We start from the raw sequence: 17,133 nt of genomic DNA on the forward strand, positions 1-17,133 counted from the left end.
CATACGATGCGCCATACATTCGCGGCTCACTTAGCGGAAAAAGGGATGCCGTTGGTGCATATTCAAGACCTTCTAGGTCATGATACCATAGGAGTCACGAAAGTTTATGCACGACTGTATGAAGAAGCAAGAAAAGCTAAGTATGATTATTACCTGTAATTTATAGAAAAAGTCGAAGTTGACATAACCTATATTAACCATGTAAAACATACATTTTTGAAACGCTGAAACCATTGGTACACCAGGGATTCAGCGTTTTTATTTTGTCTTAAAACGTACGGAAACTTACATTAACGATGATGGTGACTCTGTAGACATCGATGATACCAACTACACTGCTGTTGACGATGCAGAAACATTCTTCAATAACAACAATTGGTTAATTGATGCTGGAGCAGAAGTAGAATTTGAAACTAATGCAAATGACGAAATTTATGCAGTTACTCTTGTAGCTCTACCTGAAGACTCTACTGTAGATGGAGCTGACCTAAATAACGCTCTTGACACTGATGGTCTAACTGTTGTTGGGCAAGGGTCTGGTGCCACAGTAGATACAACATCCCTTGATGTTCAAACTGATGGTATTACACTAAGTAATCTAACAATTGAAGAAAATATTACAGCATCCAATGATCCTGATTACACATTAGAAGATGTTACTTTAGATAGTGGAGTTTCTGCTACGGCAGGATCAGGTTCAATCACACTTGTTGGTAACATTGATGCTGATGCTGGTGCATTTGATGATGAAGACATCGACACAAGTGATGCTACACTTGAAAATGATCTCGATAATGTAACTGCTGGTCTTACTAATGACGATATCACTATCACGGCAGATAGCGTGGATAGTGACTTAGAGATCTTATTCGATGATGATGAGCTAACTGCTGATTATCAGAATGCTGTTACAGCAGTAGAACTTGATAATGATAATGGCACGGAGATTACAGTTTCAGAAGAAGACTACGACTTCAATGTTGACAGTGGAGATACGACATTAACTATCGACGAAGGTGTAGTTGAAAACGCTGATGAGTACGATCTTACAATTGTTGCGGACAACTATGAGAACATCGAGGAAGATGACCTAGAAGTTGTTGAAGGAGCAGTTAACGCAAGTCAAACTACTGTGGAGTCATCATCACTAACTATTGATGTTGGTGATTCTGAAACATTTGTTATTACCGCTAAAGATAAATATGGAAACCCAGTAGATATCAACAGTGGAGATATTTCCCTTCTACATGAAACTGGGGGTGCTGCAGTAGATACTGAGTATGATTGGATTGAAACTGTAAGTGTAGATGAGGTTCATGGTGATAGTAACCAAGTAGAAGTAACTATCGATGCTCACGCTACTAATACTGGTTCTGCTAATGATATTGTTATCGAAGTAGATAGTGTTGGTGTGAAAGATGACTTTGAAATTACAGTTGAAGACTCAGCAGAATAACAGGGACGGTTCCGTTTAACCGAAACTGTAACATGATTGAAAGGAAGGGGCTATCGCTTAACGGCGGTAGCTCTTTCTTCATATAGGAACGGAAATACCCATTAATCAAAGTTTTAGATATCGGTGCCTTTTCCTCGGTGCAGTCAAGCGCTAAAGGGTTAGGATGAGCCCTGCGGTTTCGACCGCGGGGCTTCTTTTTTTGGGGTCAGACCCCTGTCAAAAATGGTCATTGTGCCGCTTGTGTCTGCTCACTTTTGATCGGGGTCTGACCCTCCTATACATACATACAAAAGGAGGACGTAAGATGAAGCGAATGGAATGGCTGAAGGCTTTATGGCAGGCGCTTGACGGTTCGGCGGAGGCGCCGCTGCCCCGGGTGAGGGCAGAAGGGGATCCGCTGGAGCAGCTGTCGGAGGCGTATGGTGCTTATCAGCGCGGGGCGTATGATGATGCGGTGCGCCGGCTGAAGGCGTACCTTGATGAACATCCGAATGACCCGCACGGGCACATGTGTTTAGGGGTGGTGCTCGAAGCGCGGGAGAAACCGGTCAGTGCGTTGTACTATATTGTGATGGCGTATCAGTACGTCGGGAATGCCGATATTGCCGGCCGGGCGATGGAGCGGGTGAAAAAGAAACTGTCGCGGAAAGAAGCGTTTAATCCGCGGGAGTTTTCCTTCTCTCTGACAGGCGGAAGCGAAAATGTCACTTTCACCTACGATATCCGCGATTTATCCGAACGGCGGCGGATGTATGAGTATGCCGGCGGGCTCCGGGCGGCGTTTCAGCTGCGGCGGGTGATTGATTTAAATCCGCGTGAAGGGATTCCGCTGAAAGTGATGCACGACTACGGGGTGCCGGTCACGGCGTTTAACAATAACTTTGAAGACCGGGGGCGCTACGTTTATTTCATTTATTTTCATCTCGTCCGCAATGCGGCCTCGCAGCTGCCGCGGATGTATCAGCCGGCGGCGGATGTATGGGAGCACCATGCCGGTGATGCCTCGTCCCTGGCGTTTTATGACGTCCGTTTGGATGATGATGATGAAGAGATCATCACCCGGCTGCGCCGCGTCACCCGCTTGAAAGCCCAGCCGGTGTTTGTCTCCTTTCGAACGGAGGAAAAAGACGATACCTCGTTGATCAAGCAGGCGGTGGCGGGCACCGGCTATACGGCAAAGCGGTTAACAAACAGCGGGGTGCAGATGTACTGGCTCATACCTCCCGGGCGGGACATGCCTGTACATGAGCTTCAGCGGGTGCGCCTGCCGGTTGGCCCGGAAGTGGAAGAGAACGGGGCATCGGTGTTTCAAGTGCCGCTGTCGTTATGTGTGGATCAAACGGTGACGCCGTACGCGTCGAAAATGGAACATCATTTTACGCGCACGCTGCTTGAGTATGTGAAAAGCGGGGAGACGAAGGCGCCGGAGGATTTGTATATGACGGAGGTGTACGGGCGGTTTCAGCCGCAGAACCGGTATGAGCAGCTGTTTCATGCGCCGGCGCCGCGGGCGGTGCCTCCGTTGACCGACGGCTGGCCGCCGCTGCCGTGGCTCGGGGATCCGTCCATTACGAAGGCACAGCTTTCGCCGGAGCCGGGGGAGACGCGGCCGGGGGGCAACCACCACCACGGGCCGAACACGCCGGCGTTTATTGCGGCGGAGGTGAAGCGGCTCGCGAAGGCGCTGCGGCTCATAGAGCAGGCCGGCTACGAGCCGGAGGCGTTTCCGGACGGCTATGTGGAAGGGTACCTGCTTGTGAATGATGACGACAGCTACCGGTTTGTCGTCGCCGAAGGACAGCATCGGATGGCGGCGCTTGCGGTGAAGAACTACAAAGAGGTGCGGGTGAAGTTTTCGCCGAGTGACTACCGGCCGAACATCATCCGCCGGCAGGATGTGAAAAAATGGCCGCTTGTGCAAAGCGGAATGTACAGCCGGAAAGCCGCCCTCAAAGTCTTCGACCGGTTTTTTGAATAGGGGAATAATAATCGGTCAATAGGGGGTCAGACCCCTGCCAAAAACGATCATTGTTTCTGCGTGCTTCTGCCCACTTCTGATCGGGGTCAGACCCCTGCCAAAAAACGATCATTGTTTCTGCGTGCTTCTGATTACTTCTGATCGGGGCCAGACCCCTTAGACCCCTTGGTAGTCCCTTGGTTAACGAAGTCAATATATTGTTTGCCGGCAGGGTCCTCGAAATACTTACTTCTAAGTAGAGGGTCAGACCCCTATCATTCGATAAATCGTAACTGAGCCAGTCCAGACACGGGCTGGCTTTTTAGGTGGCATTAAAAATTGATAAGGTGCACCGCTTCGCAGTTACTAGTTGTAGCGCAGCGTTCGTTCCGATCCTTCCACCGTGCGTTGCGGATGCCGTCCCGTGCGTTTGTCAGCATCTGTTGTTCGTTCCGGTCTGGCTGCTGTTATTTTCTCTAAAAAATGGAAGTTAACCTCACGCAGTATGGCCAATTACACCCGGAAAATTTTAGTTGACACTTGCTGATGGGTGGCGTAATATAAGTTTAACCTTACGAAAGGAGCGGTGCTTATTTCGCGAAAACCACGTATTTGGTTTCCGGGTGCTACTTACCATATCATCAGCCGCGGCAACCGGCGCGCCCCCATTTTTTACGATGAAGCGGACCGGCGCACGTACCTTGCGCTGCTTGAAGAAACCCGCACATTTTACCCGTTCACGCTCCACGCGTACTGCCTCATGACGAACCACATCCACCTTCTTTTATAAACGAGCAACATTCCGACATCACAGGTAATGAAAACGTTGCACAATAGCTTTGCCCGTGCCTTCAATAAGCGCCACCGCTTATCCGGCCATTTGTTTCAAGGCCGCTACTGGGACAGCTTGATCGAATCCCGTGAAGATTTCATTTATGTCAGCCGCTACATTCACCTCAACCCGGTTGAAGCGCGGATGGTGCAGCACCCCGCCGCCTTTGAATGGAGCAGTTATGCCGCTTTTGTTTCCACAAAAACCAACCCGCACATCACCACAATCCGGACGTTTTCCTACTTTCCCGCTCCGCCTGCAGCACACTACCAAGCCTTTGTCGAAACAGACGCAGTACCAACGGATATGATATAATTAATGAAAGCAACAGGTGATGCTTATGGAGCATAAACCCCGGCCGGACGCCTTGAAGCGGCTGCCGCTGAATCGTTTAATGGACTTAAAGATTGATTATGCTTTTAAACAGCTTTTTGGGACGGAAACCAATCAAGATCTGCTCGTCGTATTCTTAAATGCCATCCTGCAGCGGACCGAGCGGCCGTGGATCGAAAGCATTGCCCTGCAGAACACGGAAATCGGCGGTGAATATGATAATGATAAGCAGTCACGGCTGGATATCCTTGCCCAAACCGAGACCGGCACCCTGATTAACATCGAAATTCAGTTCACGAATAAATACGATATGATCCATCGTTCGCTCTTTTACTGGGCGAATCTATACCGGAGACAGATGAAAGCGGGTACCACGTACCGGGAGCTTTATCCGGTGATCACGATTAACATCTTAAACTTCAATACGTTTCACAACAGCGCCCGGTATCATGCGGCGTACCGGCTGCACGAAGAAGATGAACAAACCTTATTAACCGATGCATTAGAAATGCACTTTTTTGAAATGCCGAAGCTGATCAATGCCTGGCGGAAGAATGAACTCAATCCGTGGGATGACCGGCTGGCCCGCTGGCTTCTGCTTCTGGGCATTGTCGATGACCGGAAAAATAACGTGTACGAAGACATTTACAAAGAACTGGAGGAGATCGCGATGAAAGATGAAAAACTCCAACAGGCGTTCAGGAGCTGGACCCAGTTAAGCCAGACGCCGGATGAATGGCTGGCGTACGAAAGTCGTTTGAAGCAGGTGCTCGATGAAGAAGCCGCTAAGCGTGAAACGGAACTGGCGATCCAGGAAAGTCGTGAAGAAGGCCGTGAAGAGGGCCGTGAAGAAGGCCGTGAAGAAGGTCGTGAAGAGGGCGTGGAAATTGGTGAAGCCAAAGGACAGCATAAGCAGGATGTTTATGTGACCGCCCGTCTTCTGAATGACAAATTCCCGGAAGGCTTCCCGACCGTAGCTGGTGCACAGGAGTATCTTCAAGGGGTCACGTCGCCGGAGACGCTGGATGAACTACGTAAAATCGTTGTACGTGTAAACAGTTGGGCCGAAGCCGAGGATAAAATCAGAGAAGCCCTTGATGACTAGGGGATGCTTGGAAGCGTTGTGAACACAGGTGTTACCGAAGAGCTGGAGGAGATCGCGATGAAAGACGAAAAACTCCAACAGGCGTTTCAGAGCTGGACTCAGTTAAGCCAGACGCCGGATGAATGGCTGGCGTACGAAAGTCGTTTGAAGCAGGTGCTCGATGAAGAAGCCGCTAAGCGTGAAACGGAGCTGGCGATTGAGGAGAGTTATGAAAGGGGACAGCATAAGCAGGATGTTTATGTGACCGCCCGCCTTCTACATGACAAATTCCCGGAAGGCTTCCCGACCGAAGCTGATGCACAGGAGTATCTTCAAGGAGTTACATCGCCGGAGACGCTGGATGAACTACGTAAAATCGTTGTACGTGTAAACAGTTGGGCCGAAGCCGAGGATAAAATCAGAGAAGCCCTTGATGATTAGGTGAAGCTTGGAAGCGTTGTGCATGCAGGTGTTACCGAAGAACTGGAGGAGATCGCGATGAAAGATGAAAAACTCCAACAGGCGTTTCGGAGCTGGACACAGCTAAGCCAGACGCCGGATGAATGGCTGGCGTACGAAAGTCGTTTGAAGCAGGTGCTCGATGAAGAAGCCGCTAAGCGTGAAACGGAGCTGGCGATTGAGGAGAGTTATGAAAGGGGACAGCATAAGCAGGATGTTTATGTGACCGCCCGTCTTCTGAATGACAAATTCCCGGAAGGCTTCCCGACCGTAGCTGGTGCACAAGAGTATCTTCAAGGGGTTACGTCGTCGGAGACGCTGGATGAACTCCGCAAAATCGTTGTGCGCGTGAACACCTGGGCAGAGGCTAAGCAGACGCTTGAAAGTAAGAGCTTGTAAGGTATAACTTCCCCGATTCCACGTATCCCGCACGAACCACGTATGCAGCAAATCTTTACTTACTCCATATCCCCATTCACAAACCCCCATAAGGAGGTCTATCTATGACCACAACAAACAGCATCGGCCTGCAAGGTTTAGATGGCTATCTCGTCGAGGCCGAAGTGCATCAACTCCCCGGGCCGCCGTCGGTGCAGGTGATCGGTCTGCCGGATGCAGCGGTGAAAGAATCGCGCGAGCGCGTCGTTTCCGCCCTGCACAGCGCCGGCATCGATCTCCCCGAGAAAAAAATCATCATTCACCTCGCCCCGGCCGATCAAAAAAAGAACGGTCCTGCATTTGACCTTGCCATTGCCATCGCCCTCATGCGCACCCTCGGTCAGCTTGAAGCCCCGATTCCGCCCCGCACCGCGTTTCTCGGTGCCTTGTCATTAAGCGGTGATATCCGTCCGGTGACAGGAACCCTGCCTGCCGTGCTTGCCGCCAAAAATCAAGGCATCGACACGCTCTACCTGCCGGCGGGCGCTTCGCTTCCGCTCGACCGGATCGAAGGGATCAAGCTCCGCTTTGTCTCCCATCTCAATGATGTGTGCGCCGATTTAACCGGTACTATGCCGCTTGCCTCGCTTTCAGAACCTGCTGCCCCTGAAGCAGCCTGTGAGCCAGAAGCGCTCCGCACAGATTTTTCCGCGATTTACGGGCAGGTGGAGGCAAAGCGTGCCCTTGAAATTGCCGCTGCCGGCGGCCACCACCTGCTTTTCTCCGGCCCGCCGGGATGCGGCAAGAGCCTGCTCGCTGAAAGTTTTCCCACCCTGCTGCCACCGCTTGCAAAAGATGCCCAGCTTGAGGTGATGAGCTTATACGAACTCGCCGGCACCGCACCGCCTGATCTTCCGCATCCTCCTTTTCGCAGCCCGCACCATACCGCGTCTGCCGTCAGCTTAACCGGTGGCGGCGCATCACCAAAACCGGGAGAAATCTCCCTCGCGCACCACGGTGTCTTATTTCTTGATGAAATGGCTGAATTTCCGAAGAAAACGCTCGATATGCTCCGGCAGCCGCTTGAAGCCGGTGTCATTGCGATCAGCCGCGTCCAAGCTGCCGTTACATACCCGGCCCGCTTTCAACTGCTCGGTGCCATCAACCCGTGCCCGTGCGGCTATCTCGGTGCGCGCCACCATTACTGCACATGCACCCCGAAACAGCGAAACGCTTATCAGCTCCGGCTCTCCGGCCCGGTACGTGACCGGTTTGACTTAACGCTGCAGTTGAAGCAGGCCGCACTCGCCACCGAGCCGCCGGCAGAGTCGTCCGCATCCGTCCGCGCCCGGGTGATTGCCGCCCGCGACCTGCAGTATAAGCGTTACGGAAGTCTCCAGCTGAACGCCCACGCGCCGCTTGAGACATTGCAGCCCGGCGGAGTCAAAAACACGCCGGCTATTTTCAACCGCGAGCAGCTGAGCAATCGAACGCAAGTAAAAATTCTCCGCATCGCCCGCACAATCGCCGACCTTACCGGCAGCGAACAAATCACCGACACCGCGCTCAACGAAGCCCTGCACTTTTCCGAGGCAGGCTCAGCACTTCAATTACCATGAAGAAAATATTTCAAAATTTAAGAGCCCTTAAGCATATAGCTGCAGGGCTCTTAAAAATGTGTAGCACTCAACGTCTGCTTCTTAACCAGCCTCGTGCGTTGCAAGAGAAGTAATGTTCGTTCCGCTGGAGGCAGCGTACGTTGCAAAGCTGACACTGTTATTTTCTCTAAAATATGGAATCGTGCCCGCGTCCGTCGTTCAGCCATCTCCCTACTGTTCGTTCCCTCCCCGGTGCCGTGCGTTGCAAGAGAAGTAATGTTCGTTCCGCTGGAGGCAGCGTGCGTTGCAAAGCTGACACTGTTATTTTCTCTAAAATATGGAAACTCACCCGCGTCCGTCGTTCAGCCATCTCCCTACTGTTCGTTCCCTCCCCGGTGCCGTGCGTTGCAAGAGAAGTAATGTTCGTTCCGCTAGAGGCAGCGTGCGTTGCAAAGCTGACGCTGTTATTTTCTCTAAAATATGGAAGATTACCCGCGTCCGTCGTTCAGTCAGCTCCACACTGTCCGTTCCCTCCCGGTGCCGTGCGTTGCGAGAGAAGTATTGTTCGTTCCGCTGGAGGCAGCGTGCGTTGCAAAGCTGACGCTGTTATTTTCTCTAAAATATGGAAGTTTACCCGCGTCCGTCGTTCAGTCAGCTCCACACTGTCCGTTCCCTCCCGGTGCCGTGCGTTGCGAGAGAAGTATTGTTCGTTCCGCTGGAGGCAGCGTGCGTTGCAAAGCTGACGCTGTTATTTTCTCTAAAATATGGAAGTTTACCCGCGTCCGTCGTTCAGTCAGCTCCACACTGTCCGTTCCCTCCCGGTGCCGTGCGTTGCAAGGGAAGTTTTGTTCGTTTCGCTAGAGACAGCGTGCGTTGCAAATCTAGCGCTGTTATTTTACCTAAATTGTCGAATTTCAAGCTTTGATCTGTCTTCATCGGTGGCTCTAATGATAAAAAATGTAGACTGATGTCCCGGGTGATGTGAAAATTATTCAAAAGTGTTGAGATATGCCGGACTAAAGCTTAAAATACAAATATCAATGATTGGATGCGGGGTAATTTTATGAATGATTTAAGAGTGCCGGCTAAGCAGTTCCGTCCGGAGCTTGAAGGGCTTCGGGCGGTGGCTGCTTTTCTGGTGGCGGTTTATCATATATGGCTTGGTTCTGTGTCAGGTGGGGTGGACGTTTTTTTCGTCGTATCTGGTTACTTGATCACGACCAGCCTGTTATCACGAGTTGAACGCGATGGAACGATTAAGTTTTTTGAGTACATACTCGGTTTGGCTCGTCGATTGTTTCCGGCAGCCTTTACCGTACTTTTGTTTATTATCGTAACTTCTTATTTTTTGTTCTCTGAATCACGCTGGGATCAAGTTGTAGCTGAAACCTTCGCTTCAGCTTTTTATTTTCAAAATTGGCAGCTTGCTTTTGATGCTGTTGATTACCTTGCCAAAAATAATGAAGCCAGTCCACTGCAGCATTTCTGGGCACTCTCCATTCAAGGACAGTTTTATGTGCTCTGGCCACTTCTTATTTTTCTATCATTTTTGGCAGCTCGAAAAATATTTAAAACACCACTTCGAAAAACGTTACTCGGCGTACTTATGACAGTGGCTGTGCTCTCTTTGGCGTATTCTGTTTACATCACCACTGTGAATCAACCGTGGGCCTACTTTGACACGTTTGCCCGGGTTTGGGAGTTTAGTGCAGGTGGTCTGATTGCACTAGTGCTTCCTTATATTACGTTGAACCGTAGTGCAAGTTTCGTACTTGGGTGGGCCGGGATTGCAATCGTTGCATTTACTGGCTTGCTGCTTCCTGTTACAGATGTTTTCCCAGGCTATGCAGCTATTCTGCCGGTTACTGGTGCACTTCTTGTCATTATCAGCGGACAGAATGGCGGTACCTTTGGGGTTCATCGTCTTGTTGCTTCAAAGCCGCTCGTTTTTTTCGGTGGGCTTTCATATGCATTTTATTTATGGCACTGGCCGCTTTTGATCTTTTATTATCAATATACAGGGGCGCAGTCTGTTTCACTGCAGGCAGGTGCACTTCTTATTATCATCTCGTTTGTGGCAGCCTATGTTTCAACGAAAATAATTGAAAAGCCTGTGCGCGGAATGGATGTTAAAACGCTACCTTCAAAACTAAAACTAACTGCTGTGTTGTTAATATTTATTCTTCCGGCTGTTGTATTAAACAGTCTTTGGGCGTTTAATATTGAAAGAGAGACAGTAACGGAGGAGCAAACGTATGATACAGAGGATTACCCAGGGGCTGCTGTAATATATGACGATGTGCAGGCAGCGTCTGATGTGGAGCCTGTCCCATCATTTATTGATATCCGGGATGATCTCCCCTCTTATTATGATGAATTCGCTTTTGCAAACTACGATGATGCTGACATCCGGACGGCTTCTTTCGGGGTAACGGATGACCCATCACATACGATTGCGCTGGTTGGTGGTTCGCATGCCGGTCACTGGCTCCCGGCGCTGGAAGAAGCCGCAGAAGAAATAGATATTCAAATTGATACCTATATCAATAATGGGTGCAGGTTGACTGATGATGATGCAGACGGCTGGTTAAATGACGCTTGTATGGAGTGGAATGAAGAAATCATAGATGTGCTTAGAGAGGATTCACCTGATCTGATTTTTACAACAGGAAGTGTAGGGCCAGAACCGAATGTCCCAGACGGATTTGTGAATCAGTGGGAAAACCTTGAGGATGTCGCGGAAATTTTGGCCGTGCGGGATACACCGCGTATGAGAGAGGATGTTCCGGATTGTCTCGAAGCTGGTGGCAACAAGGAGGAATGCAGCGTAGAGCGGAGTGAAGAGCTATCTGATCATTTGCCGTGGGAAGCGCCAGGTGCAGGACCATTTCCGGATCATGTCTCCTTTGCTGACTTCACAGATTATCTCTGTGATGAAGAACTATGTTATCCGGTGATCGGCAATGTGATCGTTTACCGTGACACTCATCACCTATCATCTGCTTACTCCCGCACGCTTGGAGAGCCGGTCAAAGAAGCGCTGATTGAGGTGCTAGAAGACTTGAATTGACCGAGACGTGGAAAGATTGAAATGTGTAAAAGCTGTTGAACCCCTCGCGGCAAAGGCCGCGGGGTTTTTTCGATAGTTGCGAATGACGCGGGTCAATGATAGCTCTTTAATCGCGCATTTAGCTCATGATGCCTCCTTTTCTATGATAAGAACATAAAAACCCCCTTGAATCAGCCAATTGTGGCCTTATTCAAGGGGGGATTTATCTGTTTTTTCAGCTCAACTTTAAGCTGTGTTCAACCTTATCGATAAATCGCTGTGACTTCTCCGTCGTTTGCCTGGTTTAAATACTCAACTGCCTCTTCATCTGTTGCATAAATTCCTTGATCTTCTTCATTCACTGTGTCTAAAGCGAAATGAGGTTCAAGAATTTGCAGGTGGGTTGATTCAGGAATCAAGATATCACTTATAAAAACAGAAGATACATTTTCAAGTAGAAGTTGAAATTTGTTGTTATTATGAAAAGTAACATCGTTGAAATCTAAGATTCCTAATTCCTCACCATCTTCAATGCTACTGTTTTCAAACGTAAAATCTCGAAAGTAAACTTGACCAAAATCAACTTTTAAGGTGTCACCGGTAACACGATGACCTCCGCCATGAAGTCCAATTAAATCGTATGCAATATACTCATTTAGCTCATGAATCAACGAACTTAATTTTTCTGCACTAATATCATCGGTAAACATAATGTTCGGGTCTGTGTCTACGAATGAACCATCATGACTAACGGATACGAAGATCTCAACATCTTGAAATTCTTCCCAGGGTAACTCAAAGATTGAGGCATATACATTGTCTTCTAAAACCTCGATCGTCTTGCCGTCAACCTCGATCTTTCCACCATCTTCTGCACTGAAATCCTCAGATACAGAGGTTACAGATCCTTGAAGCGTAGATGCGATCTCCTCATGCTCAAGTTCGGCAAATGTATTTAAAGATTCTTCGCCTAAATTGTAGGCATCTGTTTGAAATGGTGCAATGAACAAGCTTAGCTCATTTTTAAGGTAATCCGTATTTAAAAAGGCGCTGCGCACCTTTTCGGCACTCGCGGCAGTTTCTGTGAGCCTGTTATTATTATTAAAATCTTCTAGAAGGTCATTGTGCTCTTCAATTACTTCATCAATTGCTTTTTCAATTTCACTGTTGTTTTCGAAACTTTCATTTTCGTGATTTGCAAAGAATAAAGCTGAAATTTCTGTACGCTTTTCAGTTGTTTTCAGGTTATTAAAAGGCTCATATTCTATGTCCTCAAGGAAAGTGAGTGTTTCGCTTTCTTCCGGCACTTCAACGTCGTCGGATGAATCGCTGTCATCGTCTAGCTCAACGGGTTTGAAATCGTCTGTATTTACAGCTGGAGTGTTATCGTAAATATCGTTTAAGTTGGCCTCGTACTCGGCGTGTCCACTAGCATAATCGTTAAAGTCAATAAAACGATCATCAATTTTCACGGCACTTATGTAAACACTCCCATCCTCACTTGAAATGGCATCATATAAGTCGCTTTGTTCCTGATTTCCGTAGGCCCGTGCATAAGATTGGACATCAGTCGTTAAAATGTCACCATCAACCTCAAATGCCAGCTCCGTTAACCCTGCATTGTTTTCAGCTGTTGCGGCACTTGTTGCGGCACCGGCAACGAGCGCTGACAGGAGCACAGCGGCACTAGTCTTTTTGTAAAACTTACCCATTCTTATTCCTCCTAGTAAAATGATAAAAATTGGTCATCCAGAATAGAAAACTAATTTCATTCCATGTTGATCCTAGTTTATGGAATGGTATAACCAAATAATAATCACAAAAGTACCATATAAAGTTATTCTAAGCAATTTTAAACTTAGATAATTAACATTATTTAAATAATTAGATTAATTCAATAATGACGCTTTATGAACGTTAAAATGAACAATATACATGGGAAATGATTGATGATCCGTAAATGTAAAAGTGCCCAAAACGAAAGAAGGAAACGCCCAGAGGGTCAAGTGCAGGTTGAAGACCCACTTGTTCAAATGGAAACCAATCGAACAAGCTAGCTGAAGCCAAGCCCTCGGGAAAGTGTCCATCTAAAGTGAAGGTTACGTTGATTGTTCGGTTTTTATTCTCTTATGATAAATGGTGAAATTCATTCAATTGATTATTGAATGAGAGTGTCGAAACGTAACTTTTAAGCCGCAAGTCCTTTGAAAGTATCGTATCCATCCGCTAATTTATAAGAAATTATGTACATTTTAAACTTTTTTCTTACAAAATTGTATTTCAATCGACTAAAAAATCAAGTAAAATGTTAACAAAGTACATAAAAAGGATATTATAACCAATTTAAAAGATGAAAATAGAAAGACTTTTGGCACATGTCTTCTCCATGGTTTGCTGAAGGGGATATAAACTAACTTTTATCTCGTGTGCGCCTTAATGTGCACGTACAATTTTCTACTGACAGCTCCAGGTTTTTCACAGAAACTGTATCTAGCTTCTTCTGCTCTGCTGTGAGGTGCATGATGTTAATTTTCGTGTTAGCGCAGCTTCAAAGCCTATGATGATTGTGGAACTTGTTTCTGCGACGGACTTAAGTGAGCATAAAGATAAATAGGGAAGTCAATGAAAGGTGGTGTAACATATCAGGGATACCGGTTTTTTTGAATATATGAAAACGGAGGTTTTAGAAGCATTACAAAGTGTAGAACTACTTGACGGTGAGACGTTGTCATCATCTGATCTAGGTTTTGAATTGCATATGGAACATCACGTTTTTCAAGTTGAGCGAAGCCACCGTCCCCTTAGCGAAGCAGTTGAGGATCTTTCGCAGACGTTTGAAATTCATCAAAAACTTGAATCAATCACACATATGGTGAAAGTTGTTAACCCCTCCCCTGACACCGTTTTAACTTACATACGACTTTGGTTTAAACGCTTCAGTGTAGAAGGTGAAGGCAAAGAAGCTTTCAAGCCGTGGACCGATTACATGAGACGTTGGAATGCCGGTGACGTTCGAAGCACAGGGAAGACAGAGCGGTCCTGGGGAAACCATATCCGTGCTTTAACTCATCACAACATAGAAGAAGGCGCGCTGCGAGACAACTTTAAAAATGCGGTACGGTTCACGCTCGAATGCATGGAGGCAAAGGCCCAGCCAGCAGAGATTCCGGTGTTAAATCGTTCCGAATTATACCTCCAGGCTCAGTCGATGATAAAAATTGAATCACAAGAATATCAGCAGCTTTTACAGTCATCTGAACAGCTGCAATTAAGCGTACCAAGTTCAAAATCAAACCGGAGTGTGTACGTCGATGCATTAATCGTTACAGATAACCGGTTGTTAGGAAGCCTTCCGGACTTTGCAAGAAATGATAGTGAAAATAGTTTTTTTGAGTCAGGCTTTGGTTTAATGGTAGTTTACCGCCCGCAACTTAGCGGCAGCGGAAACGAAGTTGTCATCTCTGCGGATCCTTCGCTGCATATAGATTTGTTAAAGCTCCAGGAGGCCTTAGAAAGTCGTGAAACACTTGCTTGGGGAAAGTTAGCAAATCTTGAGGAGGATGGCGCAGTATACAACGCAGGTTGTTCAGGTGAATCTGTGCGTCCGAGCGAAAATAAAAGGGTTTATCGTGATGCAAAAGGAAATGTAGGTGAATATTCATACGATCAGCCATGGTTTATTTCACCAGACCATACCCTTGTTGCTTCCCCGCGTAAAGTGAAGTACAAAGGGTCTGATATACATATGCAGCTTTCATGGGAAGAAGTCATTGAAACGACTTGGCAAACGTTTAACCCTGTGAAGCATCTGAAAGTAGAGCCCTTAAAGTTTTTAATGAAAGATGATCAAATTGAGCGTGATGACAGTGAAAAAGTGTCCACAGGTCAATCAAATTTCATGAAAGCAGACAGATTGATGACGCTTTTGGCACGATATCAAGAGAGCACCCAGCGCGAAAAGGGTGATGCAAGTTGTTCGAAAAAGTTTATCGCTGTGAATTGGCCCATTAAAACGCAAACTCATAATTGTCAAAACGGCCATGATCTAGATTCGGTTTTACTAACACCAACTGCGAAGCGCTATTTTGCTGCAGTGTTAAATAAAAAAGATGTACAAGAGGTAAAGCTTGAAGAACTTCCGCTGTTAAGTAGTTTTGACTTTATGGAAGCTCCCGGATCCTTAGGTATTATACACAAAAGTGGTTCTTTAGTAATAGACGATTGGTCAAAAGATCAAGGGCAAGTCGATGCGTTTGCAAATGAATACCTAAACCTTCTTGAACGTTATACACAAGTTAGCCATTATCATTCGGAAGTTTTAGGAGAACTACAAGCACTGAAAGAGAAGCTGAATAATACAAATGACGCAAAAGCGTCTCATAACAACTATAGTTTACGCAAGCAGTTGGTTAAGTCGAACCGTAAGCTATCAAGCTTGAAAGCTGAACTGCGAACTACAATATTAAGAACAACTGCGAGTGCTGGAGAGTATAACGTGAAACGCTTTCGTGAACTCACAGCAGAGCGCTGGGGTTTGGATCATCAATTGGCTGATTTATATGTAGCGTCACAAGAAATTGAAACCATTATTAATCAAAATGTCGAAGTTCGTACGAGCAGGCTGCTTAATGCGCTGAGTGTATATGGCTTTCCGCTGCTGTTTTTCGGAGGGATTTTTGATAATGACCTCTTAACTTTATTTACAACATCAACGCCGGCGTGGGAGGGGATTGCTGCTTTTTCAGGCTTAAGCTTAATCTCAATGGTGGGTCTGCGGAAAGCGCTGGACCAATAATACAAACTAGAAGGTGGGGAAAACATGCAATACGATTTAAAGTTCAAAGAAGAAATAAAAACAAGTTATTTGGAAGTTGAAGAAAAGTATAACGAGGGGGCAAAACCTGAAGAGCTCATACTCAAACTGCACAGTATCTATGAAAAAATGCTCAGGGAAATGGTTGCGTATGTCGTTAACTACTCAAAAAATCCCGAGGTTAGGCAAGGCATAGCCATTGTAGAAAAAAATGCAAATGTTGATCTTCGAAGTCTTCCTTATAGTAAGCTTATGTTGCTTCTTAGTGAAGAAGATCTCAAATACAATGTCAAAGACAAAAAAGAACCGATCATCCTTCCTCCGTTTTTAAAAAACTTTATTGATTTAATGGAAGTTGACACCGATATGAAATACTACATTAAAAAATTCATGAACACAGCGAAAGAAGCCAAGTTCGGGGAGATTAGAAACAGCGAAGCGCATGCGAAGAGTAGTCAAGGGAACGGCAGAGTAGCAAACGATCTTGCGCGGGATGCGATGAATAACCTCGTCGGGTTATACGAAGCGATTTATGATGAAAAAATTTCAGAGAAAAAAGAAGATATGAGCCATGTGTTAAAACAAATACAGGATGTCCAGCAAAAAATATATCAAAAGCAGGTGGTGGAACAAGCCGATTATGAAAGTTTAACTGTCGCATTCAAATTAGTCTCAGATAAGTCTAAGGATGCTTCTTACTCGAAAAAAGAGTTGATCAATCTAATCAGCAGCCTGGCGAATATTTTAAATGGATTCGTTGATGAAGAACCCTCAAATTCTCAACCTTCAGAGCCAGTAAAAAGTAGTTCAGTACCGAAAGCGCGCTCACAAACAGATATCGTTAAGCTGTACAATAAAGGTTTGATTGAAGCGACGGATTATTTAGCGAAAACTTACTATGGCGTTGAGCATACAGCCACGCTTGATTTTGATCCCAATGCAGCATCAGGAAAAATCGTATATAACGGCAAAGGTTATGAAAGTCCATCGGCTGCAGCACATGCGGTAACAAATAAATCGGTTAATGGGTGGTCATTCTGGTCGATTTACGACAAGTATGGAAATTCAAAAGGGGCGCTTGCACAACTTAGAGAACGCTTGAAACTTTCAGATGATTAGTGACTGCGATCATTAGCACTTGATCGGTCGGGGCGGGTGAATCAGTAACGACTCA

13 protein-coding genes are annotated in these 17,133 nt (G+C 46.7%); 12 read left to right on the plus strand and 1 reads right to left on the minus strand.

All coding sequences use genetic code 11. From position 1 onward, the window contains the following. Positions 1-6 precede the first annotated feature (6 nt). From B0H94_RS04050 to B0H94_RS04090, 10 genes are all read left to right on the plus strand, one after another. Positions 7-159, plus strand: a complete 153-nt coding sequence (locus tag B0H94_RS04050) for a tyrosine-type recombinase/integrase (RefSeq protein WP_345789030.1) — start codon at positions 7-9, stop codon at positions 157-159. A gap of 685 nt (positions 160-844) precedes the next feature. Further along, positions 845-1,456 carry a hemoblobin-interacting domain-containing protein gene (locus tag B0H94_RS04055; protein WP_106587976.1) on the plus strand — a complete coding sequence of 204 codons (612 nt, stop codon included), beginning with the start codon at positions 845-847 and terminating at the stop codon, positions 1,454-1,456. Positions 1,457-1,760: 304 nt separating this feature from the next. Further along, positions 1,761-3,434, plus strand: a complete 1,674-nt coding sequence (locus B0H94_RS04060) for a tetratricopeptide repeat protein (RefSeq protein ID WP_106587977.1) — start codon at positions 1,761-1,763, stop codon at positions 3,432-3,434. A 565-nt stretch (positions 3,435-3,999) separates the two neighbouring features. Then, the gene (locus tag B0H94_RS15350) at positions 4,000-4,203 is read left to right on the plus strand and encodes a transposase (protein ID WP_245893895.1); all 204 of its coding nucleotides are present in this window, start codon (positions 4,000-4,002) and stop codon (positions 4,201-4,203) included. A 36-nt stretch (positions 4,204-4,239) separates the two neighbouring features. Further along, on the plus strand, positions 4,240-4,560 hold the full coding sequence (locus B0H94_RS15355) for a hypothetical protein (RefSeq protein WP_245893896.1): 321 nt from the start codon (positions 4,240-4,242) through the stop codon (positions 4,558-4,560). Between the two features lie 25 nt (positions 4,561-4,585). Further along, on the plus strand, positions 4,586-5,683 hold the full coding sequence (locus B0H94_RS04070) for an Rpn family recombination-promoting nuclease/putative transposase (protein WP_181315248.1): 1,098 nt from the start codon (positions 4,586-4,588) through the stop codon (positions 5,681-5,683). 57 nt (positions 5,684-5,740) lie between these two features. Continuing rightward, positions 5,741-6,103: a hypothetical protein gene (locus tag B0H94_RS04075; RefSeq protein ID WP_146139909.1), complete on the plus strand. Its 363-nt coding sequence runs from the start codon at positions 5,741-5,743 to the stop codon at positions 6,101-6,103. Between the two features lie 57 nt (positions 6,104-6,160). Further along, positions 6,161-6,520, plus strand: coding sequence for a hypothetical protein (locus B0H94_RS04080; protein ID WP_146139910.1), 360 nt, complete (start codon positions 6,161-6,163; stop codon positions 6,518-6,520). 104 nt (positions 6,521-6,624) lie between these two features. Then, entirely contained in the window at positions 6,625-8,118 is a 1,494-nt protein-coding gene (locus B0H94_RS04085) for a YifB family Mg chelatase-like AAA ATPase (RefSeq protein WP_106587980.1), read from the plus strand. A gap of 1,042 nt (positions 8,119-9,160) precedes the next feature. After that, the gene (locus B0H94_RS04090) at positions 9,161-11,167 is read left to right on the plus strand and encodes an acyltransferase family protein (RefSeq protein WP_106587981.1); all 2,007 of its coding nucleotides are present in this window, start codon (positions 9,161-9,163) and stop codon (positions 11,165-11,167) included. Positions 11,168-11,409: 242 nt separating this feature from the next. On the opposite strand, the gene B0H94_RS04095 is transcribed toward B0H94_RS04090, so the two are convergent. Beyond that, positions 11,410-12,858, minus strand: a complete 1,449-nt coding sequence (locus tag B0H94_RS04095; RefSeq protein WP_106587982.1) for a hypothetical protein — start codon at positions 12,856-12,858, stop codon at positions 11,410-11,412. Between the two features lie 956 nt (positions 12,859-13,814). Between B0H94_RS04095 and B0H94_RS04100 the strand changes: the two genes are divergently transcribed. Both B0H94_RS04100 and B0H94_RS04105 read left to right on the plus strand, forming a co-directional pair. Next, positions 13,815-15,941 carry a hypothetical protein gene (locus tag B0H94_RS04100; RefSeq protein WP_106587983.1) on the plus strand — a complete coding sequence of 709 codons (2,127 nt, stop codon included), beginning with the start codon at positions 13,815-13,817 and terminating at the stop codon, positions 15,939-15,941. Positions 15,942-15,965: 24 nt separating this feature from the next. Continuing rightward, positions 15,966-17,078, plus strand: coding sequence for a restriction system modified-DNA reader domain-containing protein (locus tag B0H94_RS04105; RefSeq protein ID WP_106587984.1), 1,113 nt, complete (start codon positions 15,966-15,968; stop codon positions 17,076-17,078). Positions 17,079-17,133 lie beyond the last annotated feature (55 nt).

The sequence above is a fragment of the Salsuginibacillus halophilus genome, from assembly GCF_003014715.1.
GTDB lineage: Bacteria > Bacillota > Bacilli > Bacillales > Marinococcaceae > Salsuginibacillus > Salsuginibacillus halophilus.